Genomic DNA, 15,464 nt, shown 5'->3' on the forward strand with positions numbered 1-15,464 from the left:
CCGGGCTCACCGCCGCCCCGCCCGTCACCGGGGGGCGAGCAGATCCGCCAGCACCAGCGCCATGACCTTCGCGCTGTCGAGCATGTCCGCGATGCCCACCCATTCGTCCGGCTGGTGCGCGAGATGCAGCAGCCCGGGCCCATAGGCGATGCAGTTCTTCAGCTTGCCGATCCGGTCGATGTGCTTCTGGTCGTAGGTGCCGGGCGAGACCACATATTCCGCCTGCCGCGCCAGAACGCGCTCGATGGCGGCGGCGGTCGAGCGTACCACCGGCGCTTCGCGGTCGGTGAGGGTGGGGCGCACCTCGAACAGGTCGCGGATCTCGAAGGCGAAGCCCGGACGCGCCTCGGCCAGCCGTTGGGCCAGGGCGCGCAACTCGGCCTTCACCTCGTCCAGATCCTCCTCGATCAGGAAGCGGCGGTCGATCACGATGCGGCAGCGGTCGGCCACGCAGGGCGCGGGCAGGCCGGTGTAGCCCGGCTCGGGCTCGGGTTCGCCGCCGTGGATCGAGTTGATGTTGAGTGTGGATTGCCGCGCCCCCTCGGGCGTCACCGGCATGGCGGTGGTGCGACGGGCCAGCAGCGGATAGAGCCGCTCCTCGATCTCGGCCAGAAGCGCGCCCATGTGCCGGATCGCGCTGTCGCCCAGGAAGGGCATCGAGCCATGGGCGATGCGCCCCTGCGTCTCGACCTCGGCCCACCAGACGCCGCGATGGCCGAGACAGATCCGGTCCTTGTGCAAGGGCTCGGGGATCAGCACATGCTGGACATGCGCGAAACGACCCTGCCCGGCCAGATAGGCCACCCCGCCGAAGCCGCCCGACTCCTCGTCGGCGGTGGCCGAGATCTCGATGCTGCCGGCGAAATCCGGGCAGACGGCGAGGAAGGCCTCGGCCGCGATCACCGAGGCCGCGAGGCCGCCCTTCATGTCGCAGGCACCGCGACCGTAGAGCCGGTCGCCCTCGACCTCGGCCCCGAACGGGTCGCGCGTCCAGCCATGGCCCACTTCGACCACGTCGTGATGCGAGTTGAAATGCACGCAGTCGCCGTCCCGCGCGCCCTTCCGCCGCGCGATCAGGTTCCAGCGCGGGTAGGCCTCGCAATCGCCGGGCGCACCATGGGCCCGCACCAGCTCGACCTCGAAGCGCGGCGCGAGGCGGGCCGCGAGCATGTCGCAGAGGGCGCGGTAGTTCCGCCCTGGCGGGTTCAGCGTGGGAATGCGCACGAGATCCTGCGTCAGCGCCACCAGATCGGCGCGGCGGGCCTCGACTTCGGCGATCAGGCGGCGGTCATCCATCCCGCCAGACTGCCCCGACCGGGCCCCGAGGGCAACAGCGCGGCCATGTGCCCGATACCGCGACTTTGCGTCCTGCGCTAGAACGGCGCAACGGTCCCCCGGGACCGCCATCGGAAGGGAGACCGCAAGAATGATCCTCGGATTTCTGAAACTTGCACTCGTGGGCTTCGTGCTGCTCACGATCCTCTATGTGCTCATCCGGATCTACGCCCGGTCCCTCCGCCGCGAGGCGCTGGAGAACGAATATGACGAAGGCCATGGCGACGGCCCGCGCGACGCCTATATCGAAGCGGGCATGAGGGATTACGAGCACAGCCTGCGCAAGAAGCTCATCCTGCTCGTGTATATCGTGCCGGCCATCGTCTTTGCGGCCGTGTTCTGGACCTTGAATAACCCGTGAGGTAGTGATGCGTTATCTGAAGTGGACGGTTCTGGCGGTTGCGGCGCTTCTGGTGGTGTCCTTCCTGCACTACACCCTGCCCCGTCATGACGTGGTGCGGATCGTGGGCACCAACACGCAGCGGATGGATCTGGGCGAGAACACCTTCTTCTTCGCCTCGCCCGATGCGGGGACGAACACCGCCACGGCAGGCAACCGCGACATCAAGTTCATCAACGCCGTGCGCCCGAACGGCAAGACCATCGTCTATCGCAATGAGGACACCGGCTGGGGCTGGCCGCCTTACTTCAAGGTGAACAGCTTCGACATCCAGGCGAAGGCGACCGACCTCACCTCGACCGAGGCCGCACCGAAATGGGTGGTGGTCACCCGCTACGGCTGGCGCAACCAGCTGTTCACCATCTTCCCGAACGCGGTGAAGCTGCGCGAGGTCGCAAGCCCCGAGGTCACCGTGATCCCGTGGTTCAACATCTTCTTCTTCGTGGCGCTGGGCGGGCTCGCCATCCTCGCCCGCGGCATGTGGATGCAGTTCCGCGAGCGCACCATCGACCCGGCCCTCGAGGACATGGGCGACGCCTGGGACCGCGAGTCGGGGCTGGCCCGCAAGCGCACCCGCACCAGCGTGGGCCGCTTCAAGGCCTGGATGCGCTCGCTGCGGAGTTGACCGCGGCAGCGGAACGTGCCGCCCCGTCCCGGTCATCCCCGCCGGGCGGATCCCAAAGAGAAAGGCGCCGGAGTCCCTGCGGACTCCGGCGCCTTTCTCTGCGCTTGGGGCTTCAGCCGCGGAGCGTGGCCCCGGTCGCCTTCGCCACCTTCTCGACGATCTTCGCCGACACGGCCTCAATGTCCTTGTCGGTCAGCGTCCGGTCCGTCGGCTGCAGCCGCACCGTCAGCGCGAGCGATTTCTTGCCCGCCCCCATCTGCGCTTCGGCCTTCTCGCCCGAGAACTGGTCGAACACCCGCACGCTCTCGATCAGCGCCTTGTCCGCACCCTGAGCCGCATTCACCAGCGTCAGCGCCTCGACCGAGGCATCCACCACGAAGGCGAAGTCGCGCTCGACCGCCTGCAGGTCCGACAGTTTCAGCGCGGGCCGCGTGGGCGTCTTGACCTTCGGCAGCGGGACATTGGCCACGAGGATCGTGAAGGCCACCGCGGGCCCCTTCACATCCATCTCGCGCAGGATCTTCGGATGGACCTCGCCGAAGGTCGCGAGCAGGTTCGGCCCGAGGCCCACGGCGCCCGAGCGGCCGGGATGCCACCAGCCAGGCACCTTGCGGCTGACCTGCATCTTGGCCGGAGCACCCACGGCAGCCAGCACCGCCTCGGCATCGGCCTTGGCGTCATAGACATCGACCGGACGGCGCGAGCCGAACGGATCCCGCGGCGCCGACGCCCCCACCAGAAGGCCCGTCGCCTGCAGCTGCTGCTCGCCCGGCTCGCCGCCCGCAAAGACCGGCCCGATCTCGCAGAGCGCCACGTCGGCGAAGCCGCGCGCCTGGTTGCGGGCCGCTGCGCGCAGCAGGCCCGGCAGCAGGTCGGGGCGCAGGTGGGTCATCTCGGAGGAGATCGGGTTCTCGACCCGCACCGCCTCGGAGCCGCCGCCGAAGAGCTTCGCCGACGCTTCGTCGATGAAGCTGTAGGTCACGCATTCATTGTAGCCGAGCGCCGCCAGCGTCCGCCGCGCGGCCTGCTCGCGCACCTGCAGGGGCGTCAGGATCGGCTTCGGCACGCCCGCCTGCGCGCGGGGCAGGGGCTTGCCCTGCAGCTTCGTCAGCGAGGCCACGCGGGCGATCTCTTCCACCAGATCCGCCTCGCCCTGCACGTCCGGCCGCCAGGAGGGCGGCACCGCCATCTCTCCCTCGAGCGTGAAGCCCAGCGCCTCGAGCGTCGCGCGCTGCTCGGCCTCCGGGATCTCCATGCCGACGAGGCTCACCACGCGCTTGGGATCGAAGCGGTAGGCGCGCGACGTGTCCGGCACGGCGCCATCGGTCACCACTTCCGAGGCCTCGCCGCCGCAGAGATCGAGGATCATCCGGGTGGCCAGCTCCAGCCCCGGCAGGGTGAAGGCCGGATCCGCGCCGCGCTCGAAGCGGTAGCGCGCATCCGAAACGATCTTCAGCGCGCGCCCCGTGGCGGCAATGGTGATCGGATCCCAGTAGGCGCTCTCGAGGAAGACGTCGGTCGTCTCCTCGGTGCAGCCCGACAGCTCGCCGCCCATGATGCCCGCGAGCGACTCCGGCTGCGCATCGTCGGAGATCAGCATCTGGCCCGGCCGCAGCTTGTAGGTCTTGCCGTCGAGGGCCAGCAGCTCCTCGCCGCCCTCTGCGGCATGGACGCGCAGGCCGCCCGTGATCTTCGCCACGTCGAAGACATGGAGCGGCCGGTTCAGCCCGATGGTGAAATAGTTGGTGATGTCCACCAGCGTGGAAATCGGCCGCAGCCCCACCGCGCGCAGCCGCGCCTGCAGCCAGGCGGGCGAGGGGCCGTTCTTCACGCCGCGGATGGTGCGGCCGGCGAAGAACGGGCAGCCCTTCTCCTTCAGCGCCGCCTCGATCGTCACCGAAACCGGCGAAGGGAAGAGGCCCGGCACCGGCTCGACGGGCAGGGGCTTCAGCCGGCCGAGGCCGCGGGCCGCCAGATCGCGCGCAAGGCCGCGCACGCCGAGACCGTCGGGACGGTTCGGCGTGATCTTCACCTCGATCGTCGGGTCGTTCACGCCCTTGTAGTCGATGAAGCGCATCCCCATCGGCGCATCCTCGGGCAGGTCGATGATCCCGTCGTGATCGTCCGACAGCATCAGCTCGCGCTCCGAGCAGAGCATCCCGTTCGATTCGACGCCGCGGATCACGCCGGGCTTGAGATCGACGCCGGTGCCGGGGACATGGGTGCCCACCGGGGCGAAGACCCCCACGAGGCCGGTGCGGGCATTGGGCGCGCCGCAGACCACCTGCACCTCCTCGGAGGGCGCGTCGGGGCCGTTGGGCCAGGTCGCCACGCGGCAGAGCCGCAGCCGGTCCGCATTCGGATGCGGCTGGGCCTCGATCACGCGGCAGATGCGGAAGGCGCCCAGCACCTTGGCCGGATCCTCCACCCCCTCGACCTCATGGCCGAGGTCGGTCAGCGCGGTCACGATCTCGTCGAGCGGGGCCTCGGTCTCGAGGTGATCCTTCAGCCAGGACAGGGTGAATTTCATCGGGCGCCCCTCGGAATTGTTGCGGTTCGGGCCTTAGCGCAAACGGGCGGCAAGGGAAAGGCCGCGGCGCTTGCGCGGGCCGCGGCCGTCAACCCTTTCTCCAGCTTTTCGGGCGAGGCTGAGGCATGAACCTCGATCTCATCCCCCGGGCGGGCCGCAGCCTCTTCCTGCTTGTGCGGCTCTGCCTTCTCGCGGCCTTCATAGCGCCGCTCGGACTGACCTTCGTCGCCTCGGGCGAAGCCGTCCAGATCACGCCGCCTCCGCCTCCGGCGGGTGCGGTCACGCCTCGGCCGGTGCGGCCGCGGCCCTGTCCCTGGCGGACGGGGCCTCCTCCCATGGCGCCCTGAGGCAGGGGGTGGCGCTCCGGGCGCGGACGCCCGGAGCCGCGGCTCAGAAGCCGAACTTCGGCAGCGACAGGGCGGGCAGGCTCAGCTCGGGCAGCGAGAGGCGCGGCAGCGTCAGCTCCGGCAGCTGCGCGCGGACCGCGGCCCAGTCGATGTAGGTGGAGAGATAGCCCACCGTCAGCAGCGCGAGCACCATGAGCATCAGGCGGAAGCCCTGCGCCGAGAAGCGGAAGGCCAGCTCCTTGCGGTAGAGATCTTCGATCAGCTGGTCCTGCAGCCGCCGCGCGGCGGTGGCATCGTCGGCGGCATTCGTCAGCACGCGATGCGCCGCGATCTGATCCACCTGCGACAGGCCGAAGCCCAGCCGCAGCACGAAGGGCAGGCAGCAGACGGCGAGCCCGATCAGCAGCAGCCGGCCCGGCTGCCAGGTCGGGATCGAAAAGGCGAGCACGAGCTCCGCCCCGAGCAGCACGGCCCAGAGGGCCACCAGCGTCGCGCTGCGCACCTCGACCTTGCGGAGGAAGGACTGCAGCACCTCCTGCGCTTCCGGGCTGCGCTCGGTGACATTGCCGGCCGCATTGGCCTGAAGCTGGCCGTAGAGCTGGAACCGCTTCCGCCACATCGGATAGAGCCTTGCGGCCGGATATTCGGGATAGCGGAACTGACGGCGCAGCTCGAGATAGTAGACCGCGGCGAAATACCAGACGACGAGGGTCGCCGCGATGACGTTCTGGATGGTGACGATGTTGTGCACGCTAACCATGACCGGACCCTTTACCAAGATCCGGTCAAGGTATCAGCGCGAGAGGCCCCCGGCCAGATCGGGCATGTCCAGAGCGGCAAAGCCATAGTGACGCAGCCAGCGCAGGTCGCTCTCGAAGAAGGCGCGCAGATCCGGGATGCCGTATTTCAGCATGGCGATCCGGTCGATCCCCATGCCGAAGGCAAAGCCCTGCCACTCGTCGGGGTTCACGCCGGCCGCGGCCAGCACCTTCGGATGCACCATGCCCGAGCCGAGAATCTCGAGCCAGCTGTCGCCCTCGCCGATCCTGAGCTGGCCCCCCTCCCACGAGCAGCGGATATCGACCTCGGCCGAAGGCTCGGTGAAGGGGAAGTGCGAGGCGCGGAAGCGCAGCTCCACCGAGGGCACCTCGAAGAAGGCGCGGCAGAATTCCTCGAGCACCCATTTGAGGTTGGCCATCGAGATGTCGCGGTCGATGGCCAGACCCTCGACCTGATGGAACATGGGCGTGTGGGTCTGGTCCATGTCCATGCGATAGACACGGCCGGGCGCGATCACGCGGATCGGCGCGCCCTGCGCCTGCATGGCCCGGATCTGCACCGGCGAGGTATGGGTGCGCAGGACGTGCGGCGGGCGGTTGTCGCCCTCGGCGCGCGCCATGAAGAAGGTATCGTGCTCCTGCCGGGCCGGATGCTCGGGCGGGATGTTCAGCGCGTCGAAGTTGAACCAGTCGCTCTCGACCTGCGGGCCTTCCGCCACGGCGAAGCCCATGTCGGCGAAGATCGCGGTCAGTTCGGCCATGACCTGGCTCACCGGATGGATGGTGCCCGCCCGCCGCGGCCGGCCGGGCAGCGTCACGTCGAGCCATTCGGTCTTCAGCCGTGCATCGAGCGCCGCATCGGCCAGCCCCTGCTTGCGGGCGCGCAGGCTCGCGTCGATCTCGTCGCGCAGCCGGTTCAGCGCGGCGCCGGTGGTCTGGCGCTCCTCGGGCGACATCTGGCCCAGTTCGCGCATCTTCAGGCTGATCTCGCCCTTCTTGCCTAGGGCGGCCAGACGCACCTCCTCGAGCGCGGCCTCGTCGGCGGCGCTGGCGATGGCCTCGATATATTTGCCTCTGAGCGTGTCGAGCGCGGTCATGTCAGCCTCCGATGCAGGTGAGCGGGTGCTACCGGCAGAGGGCCGCTTTGTCCAGAGCGCCGCCGCCCGGCGCAGCCATGCGGCCGGGCGGGCAGGGGCTGCCCGAAGGAAAGCGCGCCTGCCTCGGCGGGGGAGGCCCGGCGGTCTCTGGCCCCCGGACATGAGAAGGCCCCGCCACCCGGAAGGGTGCGGGGCCTGCCCTGAAGCGGTCGGAGACCTCAGGCCAGCGCGGCCTTGGCTTGCGCGGCGATCGCGTTGAAGGCTTCCGGCTCGTGCACGGCGAGATCGGCCAGCACCTTGCGGTCCACCTCGATGCCGGCTTTCGACAGGCCGTTGATGAAGCGCGAGTAGGTCATCTCGATGTCGAACAGCCGGACGGCCGCGTTGATCCGCTGGATCCAGAGCGCGCGGAAGTTGCGCTTGCGGGCCTTGCGGTCGCGGGTCGCATACTGGTTGGCCTTGTCGACGGCCTGGGTCGCGGTGCGGAAGTTCGTGGAGCGGGCGGCGTAGTAGCCCTTCGCCTGCTTGATGACCTTGCGGTGGCGGGCGTGCGTGACCTTGCCGGACTTGACGCGGGACATGTGAAGCTCTCCTTACCGGTCGTAGGGCATGTATTTCTTGACGATCTTCGCGTCCGCGTCGGACAGGATCATGGTCCCGGTCACGTCGCGGATGAACTTCGTCGAGCGTTTGATCATGCCGTGGCGCTTGCCGGCGGGGCCGGCCTTCACCTTGCCGGTGGCGGTGAAGCTGAAGCGCTTCTTCGCCGCGGACTTGGTCTTCATCTTGGGCATTTCCATCTCCTCTTGCGAGTGGGTCAAGCACGACTCGGCATGCCTCTCCGGCCGGCCGTGCGGGTTTGAAGGCCGCTCCCATAGCGGGGAGCGGCCCGGGGTGCAAGCGGAAAGCCTATTCCGGATCGCCGCTGTAGATCAGCCGCTCGTCGCAGGGGGCGACGCGCAGGATGTTCGTGGTGCCGCGCACGTTGAAGGGCACGCCCGCGACCACGGCGATCTGCTCGTGCTCCTGCGCGAACCCGTCGGACAGAGCCGCACGCGCGGCGCAGATGACGGCGCCCTTGAACCGCTCCTGCGGCGCGGTGACGACGCAGTGCGTCCCCCAGGTGAGCGAGAGACGCCGCGCGGTCTCGACCAGCGGCGTCAGCGCGAGGATCGGCACGCGCGGCCGCTCGCGCGCCACCAGCGAGACGGTCTTGCCGGTCTGGGTGAAGCAGCAGATGGCCTTGATCGGCGTCGTCTCGGCGATCTCGCGCGCGGCCGCCACGATGGCATCGGCGACCGAGGCGCGCTTGGCGGCACGCGAGGCCTCGATGATGTCGCGGTAGACCGGGTCGCCCTCGACCGAGATGGCGGTGTTGTTCATCGTCATCACGGCTTCGATCGGATAGGAGCCCGCGGCGGATTCGGCCGAGAGCATGACCGCGTCGGCGCCCTCGTAGATGGCCGTCGCCACGTCCGAGACCTCGGCGCGGGTGGGCATGGGCGAGTCGATCATCGACTCGAGCATCTGGGTGGCCACGATCACGGGTTTCGCCGCCGCGCGGGCGCCGCGCACGAGGCGCTTCTGGATCGGCGGCACCGCCTGGACGGGCAGTTCGACCCCGAGGTCGCCGCGCGCCACCATGATCCCGTCGGAGACGGCGAGGATCGCGTCATAGGCCTTCACGGCCGCGGGCTTCTCGATCTTCGACAGGATCGCCGCCCGGCCGCGGGCGAGGCTGCGCGCCTCTTCCACATCCTCGGGGCGCTGCACGAAGGAGAGGGCGAGCCAGTCCACGCCCAGCTCGCAGACGAATTCGAGGTCGCGGCGGTCCTTCTCGGACAGGGCGGCGAGGGGCAGCACCACGTCGGGCACGTTCACGCCCTTGCGGTTCGAGATCGTGCCGCCCACCGTCACGATGCAGTCGGCGAAGTCCGGGCCGCAGGCGGCCACCTCGAGGCGGATCTTGCCGTCGTTGACGAGGAGCGACGATCCCGGCTCGAGCGCCGCGAAGATCTCGGGATGGGGCAGGTTCACGCGCTCGGCGGTGCCCGGCGCGGGGTCGAGGTCGAGCCGGAAGCGGCCGCGCTCGATCAGCTCCTCGGAGCCGTTGGCGAAGGTGCCGACGCGGAGCTTCGGCCCCTGCAGGTCGGCGAGGATGCAGACCGGAGTCCCGGTGTCGGCCTCGATCTGGCGCAGCATCTGGTGGCGCACCCGGATGTCGTCATGCGATCCGTGGCTCATGTTGAGCCGGAACACGTCCGCACCCGCTTCGAACAGCGCGCGGATGGTGGCGTAGTCGTTGGAGGCCGGCCCCAGGGTGGCCACGATCTTTACATTGCGAAGGCGTCTCATCCTGCCTCGTTTCCTTGTCGTTCCATCGATGTCGTGGTGGGCCGGTCCCTCTATGGCCCAAAGCCCGCGGCACGGCAACTGGCGCTTTTCTTCGATGCGTCCTAAACCGGACCCCTGACAGGGATGTGACGGAGACCCGGATGACCGCCTTCGAGATCGAGGGAGCGGACCGCCCCTCGCGCTGGCTCGTGACCTGCGACCATGCCTCCAACCGGGTGCCGCCCGAGGTGGCGGACGGCGATCTGGGCCTGCCTGCGGCCGAGATGGGCCGCCACATCGCCTATGACGTGGGGGCTGCGGGGCTGGCGCGGGTGCTGGCGGAGCGGCTCGACGGGCCCTGCGTGCTCTCGACCTTCTCGCGGCTGGTGATCGATCCGAACCGGGGCGAGAAAGACCCTACGCTGGTGATGCGGCTCTATGACGGCACGATCATTCCGGCGAACCGGCATGTCGATGCGGCCGAGGTGGAGCGGCGGCTCGGGACGCTCTACCGGCCCTATCACGCGGCGCTGGCGCGGCTGGCGGCGCGGCGGGCCGATACGGTGATCGTGGCGATCCATTCCTTCACGCCGCAGCTGCAGGGACGCGCCCCGCGACCCTGGCATGTGGGCATCCTCCATTCGCCGCTGAACGACCGCTTCAGCCGGGCGCTGATCGCGCGGCTTCAGGCCGAGCCCGATCTCTGCGTGGGCGACAACCAGCCCTACCTCGGTCATCTGCCGGGGGATTCCATCGACCGACATGCGCTGCAGCGCGACCGGCTGAACACGCTGATCGAGCTGCGCCACGATCTGATCCGCGAGGAGGGGCAGCAGAGGGCCTGGGCCGAGCGTCTCGCGCCGATCCTTGAGGAGGTGCTGGCGGTGCTGCCGGACTGAGCCCCGGGCCTGCCCGGCGCTGCCCGTCAGGGCGCATGGCACGGCAGCGGAGCCCCGCGCGACTGAGCGAAAGGTCGTGTCGCGAGGGCTTCTGGGGCGAAGGGCAGGTTGCCGGCCGGGCCCCGGTGGCACCCGGCTCGGACGCTCCGGTGCGGGCGCGGTTGGTGCGAGGGCCTGAGGTTCCTGCGGGACGGCACTCAGGAAAGAAAAAAGGGCGGCCCTGCGGCCGCCCGTTTCCTCCGGGAAGGGATGCCTCAGACGGCGGCCTTCAGGCTTTCGTCGAGGTAGATCTCGCGCAGGCGGGCGGCGACGGGGCCGGGGGCGCCGGTGCCCACCGCCTTGCCGTCGATCTCGATCACCGGCATCACGAAGGCCGAGGCCGAGGTGAAGAAGGCCTCGTCGGCGCCCTGCGCTTCCTCGATGGTGAAGGGGCGCTCTTCGACCTCCATCTGCGCTTCGCGGGCAAAGCGGACGACGGCCGCGCGGGTGATGCCGTGCAGGATGTCGTTCGAGAGGTCGCGGGTGATGATCTTGCCGCCCTTCACGATATAGGCGTTGTTCGAGGTGCCCTCGGTCACGAGCCCGTCCTCGACGAACCAGGCATCGTCCACATGCGCCTTCTTGGCCGCCATCTTGGCCATGGACGGATAGAGGAGCTGCACCGTCTTGATGTCGCGCCGGCCCCAGCGGATGTCCGGGATCGAGATGACCTTGATGCCGACCTTGGCCGTGGGATTGGCGGCAAGGCCCGGCTTGGCCTGCGTGAAGAGGACGACCGTGGGCTTCGTATCCGCGGGCGGGAAGGCGAAGTCGCGGTCGCCCGGATTGCCGCGGGTGATCTGGAGATAGATCAGCCCCTCGTCGATCCCGTTCCGCCGGACCAGTTCGCGGTGCACCTCGAGGAGGTCGTCGGCGGTCATCGGCGCGGTCATCTCGAGTTCGGCGAGCGACCGCTCGAGCCGCGCCGCATGGCCCGGGAAGTCGATCAGCTTGCCGCCGAGGACGGATGTCACCTCATAGACCCCGTCGGCCATGAGAAAGCCCCGGTCGAAGATCGAGACGGTGGCTTCTTCCTCGGGGAGATATTCCCCGTTCACATAGACGGTGCGGCTCATGTTCAACCCCAGAGTTCGGCGGATGGAGGATGGATGCCGGCCTCGTCGAAGACGAGCGGCTGCTCGCGGTCTTCGGCCAGAAGCAGGGGTCCGTCAAGGTCGACATAAGCCGCACCCTGCGCGACGAGCGTCGCGGGCGCCATAGCGAGCGAGCTGCCCACCATGCAGCCCACCATCAACCCATAGCCCTCCGCCAGCGCGGCCTCGCGCAGCGCCAGCGCCTCGGTCAGCCCGCCGGTCTTGTCGAGCTTGATGTTGACGACGTCGTACTTGCCCTTCAGCGCGGGCAGCGAGTGCCGGTCGTGGCAGGCCTCGTCGGCGCAGACCGGCAGCGGGCGGGCGATCTCGGCCAGAAGCTCGTCCTGCCCCGCAGGCAGCGGCTGCTCGACCAGCGCCACGCCGAGGCGCAGCAGATGCGGCGCAAGCTCGGTGTAGATGTCGGCCGTCCAGCCCTCGTTCGCATCGACGATGATGCGCGTGTCGGGCGCGCCCGCGCGGACGGCCTCGAGCCGGGCCATGTCGTCGGGCGTGCCGAGCTTGATCTTGAGCAGCGGCCGGTGCGCGTTGCGGGCTGCGGCCGCGCGCATCTTCTCGGGCGCGTCGAGAGAGAGGGTGAAGGCCGTGACCTGCGGCTGCGGCGCGGGCAGGCCCAGAAGCTGCCAGACGCGCTTGCCGCTGTCCTTGGCCTCGAGATCCCAGAGCGCGCAATCGACCGCGTTCCGCGCGGCGCCCGCGGGCAGCAGGGTCTGGAGATCGGCGCGGGTCAGGTTCTCGGGCAGGGTGGCGATCTGGTCGGCCACGCTCTCCAGCGTCTCGCCGTAGCGCGCATAGGGGACGCATTCGCCCCGCCCGCTGAGGCCCTCGCGCGTCACCGTCACGGTGAGCACCCGCGATTCGGTGCGCGAGCCGCGCGAGATGGTGAAGACTTCGGCGAGCCGGAAGCTCTCGGGGGTGACGGTGATCATGGCGGCTCCTCCGGCCTTGGGTGTCGGGGCTGCGGGCGCGCCCGCAGGAGGGGGCGCTGCAACCGGGCCGGGCGGGCCCGGCCGGGTCGCAGCGCCGGGAGGGCGGAGGTTACACGGCCATCAGCGCATCGACCAGACGGCCGGCGCCATGGCGGAAGGGATCGACCGTCGGCAGGCCGGTGCGGGCCTCGACCTCGGCGCAATAGGCCAGCGCCTCCTCGTCCGACAGCGCCTGGGTGTTGATCGAGCAGCCCACGGCCACGCAGGCGGGATTGGCCACCCGCGCCATGGCCAGCGCCGCATCGCGCACCTGCTCGATGGACGGCAGCTTGTAGTCGGGCAGGCCGCGCATGTGGCTGCGGGTGGGCTCGTGGCAGATCACCAGCGCATCGGGCTGCCCGCCATGGATCAGCGCGAGCGTGACGCCCGAATAGCTGACATGGAACAGCGAGCCCTGGCCCTCGATCAGGTCCCAGTGGTCGGCATCGTTGTCGGGCGTGAGATGTTCGATCGAGCCCGCCATGAAATCCGCGATCACCGCATCGAGCGGCACGCCGTCGCCGGTGATGAGGATGCCGGTCTGGCCCGTGGCGCGGAAGCTGCTCTTCAGCCCGCGCTCCCGCATCTCGCGGTCGACGCAGAGCGCGGTATACATCTTGCCGATGGAGCAGTCGGTGCCCACGGCCAGCATCCGCTTGCCGGTACGCTTGCGGCCGTTGGCGATCGGATAGTCGACCGTCGGCACCCGCACGTCATGCAGCGTCCGCCCGGTGGCGCGGGCGACGGCGGCGAGATCCTCCTCGTCGCGCAGAAGGTTGTGCAGGCCCGAGGCGAGATCGAACCCTTCCTCGAGCGCCGAGATCAGCACCTTCTTCCAGGCCTGCGAGATCACGCCGCCGCGGTTGGCCACGCCGATCACCAGCGTCTTGCAGCCGGCGGCCTTCGCTTCGGCCAGCGTCATGTCGGGCAGGCCCATGTCGGCCTTGCACCCTTCCATCCGGAACTGGCCCACCGCAAATTCGGGGCGCCAGTCCTTGATGCCCTGCGCCACCTTGGCAGCCAGAGCGTCCGGCGCATCGCCGAGGAAGAGCAGGTAGGGAGTCTCGATCATGGGGAAGTTCCTTCAAGTGATCCCTGCATCATGCGCGGCAATCTAGGGAATTGCATCGCAATCCCTGCGCGCTTCCGGGTGCCTTCCGCAATTATCTTCGCAGTCCCGGCCCGAACGCCGAAGAATTTTTCGCGCCGCCCACCTCTTGCGCAACCAATGACAAGCCGTAGCAAGTCATTCTGCACCTGCGAAAGACGCTTGCGCTCCGCTTCGCAATATTATACCGAATTCGGCCATAGAGATGAAACATCCTTGCCGAGAGACCGCATGAGCTTCCGTCTTCAGCCCGCGCCGCCCGCCCGTCCGAACCGCTGCCAGCTGTTCGGCCCCGGCTCCCGGCCCGCGCTGTTCGAGAAGATGGCAGCCTCGGCGGCGGATGTGATCAACCTCGATCTCGAGGATTCGGTCGCGCCCGGCGACAAGGCGCAGGCCCGCGCGAACATCATCGAGGCGATCAACGGGCTCGACTGGGGCCGCAAGTATCTCTCGGTCCGCATCAACGGTCTGGATACGCCCTTCTGGTATCGCGATGTCGTGGACCTGCTGGAACAGGCGGGGGACCGGCTCGACCAGATCATGATCCCCAAGGTCGGCTGCGCGGCGGATGTCTATGCGGTCGATGCGCTGGTCACGGCCATCGAGCGCGCCAAGGGCCGCACCAAGCCCCTGAGCTTCGAGGTCATCATCGAATCGGCTGCGGGTATTGCCCATGTCGAGGAAATCGCGGCCTCCTCGCCGCGCCTGCAGGCCATGAGCCTCGGGGCCGCCGATTTCGCGGCCTCGATGGGGATGCAGACGACAGGTATCGGTGGCACGCAGGAAAACTACTACATGTTGCATGACGGGCAGAAGCACTGGTCTGACCCGTGGCACTGGGCGCAGGCGGCCATCGTGGCGGCCTGCCGGACCCACGGGATCCTGCCCGTGGACGGCCCGTTCGGCGATTTTTCCGACGATGAGGGTTTCCGCGCGCAGGCCCGTCGCTCGGCCACTCTGGGGATGGTGGGTAAATGGGCCATACATCCCAAACAGGTGGCCCTCGCGAACGAAGTCTTCACCCCCTCCGAGACGGCCGTGACCGAAGCCCGCGAGATCCTCGCGGCGATGGATGCGGCCAAGGCGCGGGGCGAGGGCGCCACGGTCTACAAGGGAAGACTTGTTGACATCGCGTCCATCAAACAGGCAGAAGTGATCGTAAGGCAGGCAGAAATGATCTCTGCCTGAGTCATACCGGAGCTGCGGTAAGTTGGGAGGCAAGCCGCAGCAAATCGGGAGGACGCGCGCCCCGGACCCAGGTCCGGGGCGTTGCTGTGTTCAAAGCAGCGGCACGCAGATCTCGGTCACCAGCTGGTCGGACGGCGTCTCCATGGCCGCGTTGCGGTAGATCTCGATCAGCGGACCTTCGGCCTGGATCTCGCGCGCCTCCGGCAGCCAGTGGGAAAAGAAGTAGCGGTAGGCGCGGGCCAGCCCGCTGTAGGGGCCGGTGTAGTGCAGGACGGCGTGCCGGCCGCCGGCCAGTCGCAGCTCCTCGAGGGGGGGCGCGATCTCCATCCCCTCCGGTGCGTCGATGCCCGCGTGGCTGTGCAGCGCGCCCGGAGGCGCGAGCAGGGGGTTATCCCAGTAGACGCCGATCATGCAGCCCGCCTGCGACAGCAGGCTGCGCTCCTCGAGGATCTGGCAGATCTGGCCGAAGGTGGCGCCGATCTCCTCGAAAGAGCCCGTATGGCGCAGGGCAGCGAGGCGGCGCGGGGATGTCTCGCGAATATGCACGGGGAACATGGCCATGGCTCCTCAACTCATCGGACAATGATCCGATAGTGCGCCATTCTTCCTCCGGCGCTCGTGTGGCATCTTGACCGGACCCCGCCGCCGCACTGGCCGCTGCGGCACTCTTCCGCGGGGGGGCGACCGTCCGGTGCGACGGTGC

The 15,464-nt window shown here is 68.9% G+C and carries 16 protein-coding genes; 5 read left to right on the forward strand and 11 right to left on the reverse strand.

Translation table 11 applies throughout. The features are described from left to right. Nucleotides 1-24: 24 nt before the first annotated feature. Nucleotides 25-1,296 (reverse strand): acetylornithine deacetylase/succinyl-diaminopimelate desuccinylase family protein, encoded by a 1,272-nt coding sequence (locus A9O63_RS21015; RefSeq protein ID WP_069333610.1) that lies wholly within the window; start codon nt 1,294-1,296, stop codon nt 25-27. A 130-nt stretch (nt 1,297-1,426) separates the two neighbouring features. Here A9O63_RS21015 and A9O63_RS21020 point away from each other — a divergent pair, with 130 nt between their 5' ends. Further along, entirely contained in the window at nt 1,427-1,696 is a 270-nt protein-coding gene (locus A9O63_RS21020; protein ID WP_069333611.1) for a hypothetical protein, read from the forward strand. 7 nt (nt 1,697-1,703) lie between these two features. Next, nucleotides 1,704-2,360, forward strand: coding sequence for a DUF1523 family protein (locus A9O63_RS21025; protein ID WP_069333612.1), 657 nt, complete (start codon nt 1,704-1,706; stop codon nt 2,358-2,360). A gap of 112 nt (nt 2,361-2,472) precedes the next feature. Here A9O63_RS21025 and pheT read toward each other — a convergent pair whose 3' ends face one another. Next, on the reverse strand, nt 2,473-4,890 hold the full coding sequence (gene pheT, locus A9O63_RS21030; RefSeq protein WP_069333613.1) for a phenylalanine--tRNA ligase subunit beta: 2,418 nt from the start codon (nt 4,888-4,890) through the stop codon (nt 2,473-2,475). Nucleotides 4,891-5,015: 125 nt separating this feature from the next. On the opposite strand from pheT, the gene A9O63_RS21035 reads away from it, so the two are divergent. Further along, nucleotides 5,016-5,237, forward strand: a complete 222-nt coding sequence (locus tag A9O63_RS21035; protein ID WP_069333614.1) for a hypothetical protein — start codon at nt 5,016-5,018, stop codon at nt 5,235-5,237. A gap of 43 nt (nt 5,238-5,280) precedes the next feature. On the opposite strand, the gene A9O63_RS21040 is transcribed toward A9O63_RS21035, so the two are convergent. From A9O63_RS21040 to pyk, 5 genes are all read right to left on the reverse strand, one after another. Continuing rightward, a complete protein-coding gene (locus A9O63_RS21040; RefSeq protein WP_069333615.1) occupies nt 5,281-5,997 on the reverse strand; it encodes a hypothetical protein in 717 nt (238 codons plus the stop codon). A gap of 33 nt (nt 5,998-6,030) precedes the next feature. Continuing rightward, entirely contained in the window at nt 6,031-7,113 is a 1,083-nt protein-coding gene (gene pheS, locus A9O63_RS21045) for a phenylalanine--tRNA ligase subunit alpha (protein ID WP_069333616.1), read from the reverse strand. 218 nt (nt 7,114-7,331) lie between these two features. Beyond that, nucleotides 7,332-7,694 (reverse strand): 50S ribosomal protein L20, encoded by a 363-nt coding sequence (gene rplT, locus A9O63_RS21050; RefSeq protein ID WP_002722591.1) that lies wholly within the window; start codon nt 7,692-7,694, stop codon nt 7,332-7,334. A gap of 12 nt (nt 7,695-7,706) precedes the next feature. Next, complete coding sequence (rpmI, locus tag A9O63_RS21055) at nt 7,707-7,907, reverse strand: 50S ribosomal protein L35 (protein ID WP_002722593.1); 201 nt, start codon at nt 7,905-7,907, stop codon at nt 7,707-7,709. A gap of 115 nt (nt 7,908-8,022) precedes the next feature. Beyond that, complete coding sequence (gene pyk, locus A9O63_RS21060) at nt 8,023-9,468, reverse strand: pyruvate kinase (RefSeq protein WP_069333617.1); 1,446 nt, start codon at nt 9,466-9,468, stop codon at nt 8,023-8,025. Between the two features lie 140 nt (nt 9,469-9,608). On the opposite strand from pyk, the gene A9O63_RS21065 reads away from it, so the two are divergent. Beyond that, a complete protein-coding gene (locus A9O63_RS21065; RefSeq protein ID WP_069333618.1) occupies nt 9,609-10,346 on the forward strand; it encodes an N-formylglutamate amidohydrolase in 738 nt (245 codons plus the stop codon). 254 nt (nt 10,347-10,600) lie between these two features. On the opposite strand, the gene A9O63_RS21070 is transcribed toward A9O63_RS21065, so the two are convergent. From A9O63_RS21070 to dgcN, 3 genes are all read right to left on the reverse strand, one after another. Next, a complete protein-coding gene (locus tag A9O63_RS21070; RefSeq protein WP_069333619.1) occupies nt 10,601-11,461 on the reverse strand; it encodes a D-amino-acid transaminase in 861 nt (286 codons plus the stop codon). A gap of 2 nt (nt 11,462-11,463) precedes the next feature. Continuing rightward, the gene (gene dgcA, locus A9O63_RS21075; protein ID WP_069333620.1) at nt 11,464-12,426 is read right to left on the reverse strand and encodes an N-acetyl-D-Glu racemase DgcA; all 963 of its coding nucleotides are present in this window, start codon (nt 12,424-12,426) and stop codon (nt 11,464-11,466) included. A gap of 109 nt (nt 12,427-12,535) precedes the next feature. After that, nucleotides 12,536-13,537, reverse strand: coding sequence for an N-acetyltransferase DgcN (dgcN, locus tag A9O63_RS21080; protein ID WP_069333621.1), 1,002 nt, complete (start codon nt 13,535-13,537; stop codon nt 12,536-12,538). Nucleotides 13,538-13,804: 267 nt separating this feature from the next. Here dgcN and A9O63_RS21085 point away from each other — a divergent pair, with 267 nt between their 5' ends. Beyond that, nucleotides 13,805-14,761 (forward strand): L-malyl-CoA/beta-methylmalyl-CoA lyase, encoded by a 957-nt coding sequence (locus A9O63_RS21085; protein ID WP_069333622.1) that lies wholly within the window; start codon nt 13,805-13,807, stop codon nt 14,759-14,761. A 90-nt stretch (nt 14,762-14,851) separates the two neighbouring features. On the opposite strand, the gene A9O63_RS21090 is transcribed toward A9O63_RS21085, so the two are convergent. Continuing rightward, entirely contained in the window at nt 14,852-15,316 is a 465-nt protein-coding gene (locus A9O63_RS21090; RefSeq protein ID WP_069333634.1) for an AraC family transcriptional regulator, read from the reverse strand. Nucleotides 15,317-15,464: the final 148 nt, after the last annotated feature.

The sequence above is a fragment of the Cereibacter johrii genome (assembly GCF_001720585.1).
Taxonomy (GTDB): Bacteria; Pseudomonadota; Alphaproteobacteria; order Rhodobacterales; family Rhodobacteraceae; genus Cereibacter_A; species Cereibacter_A johrii.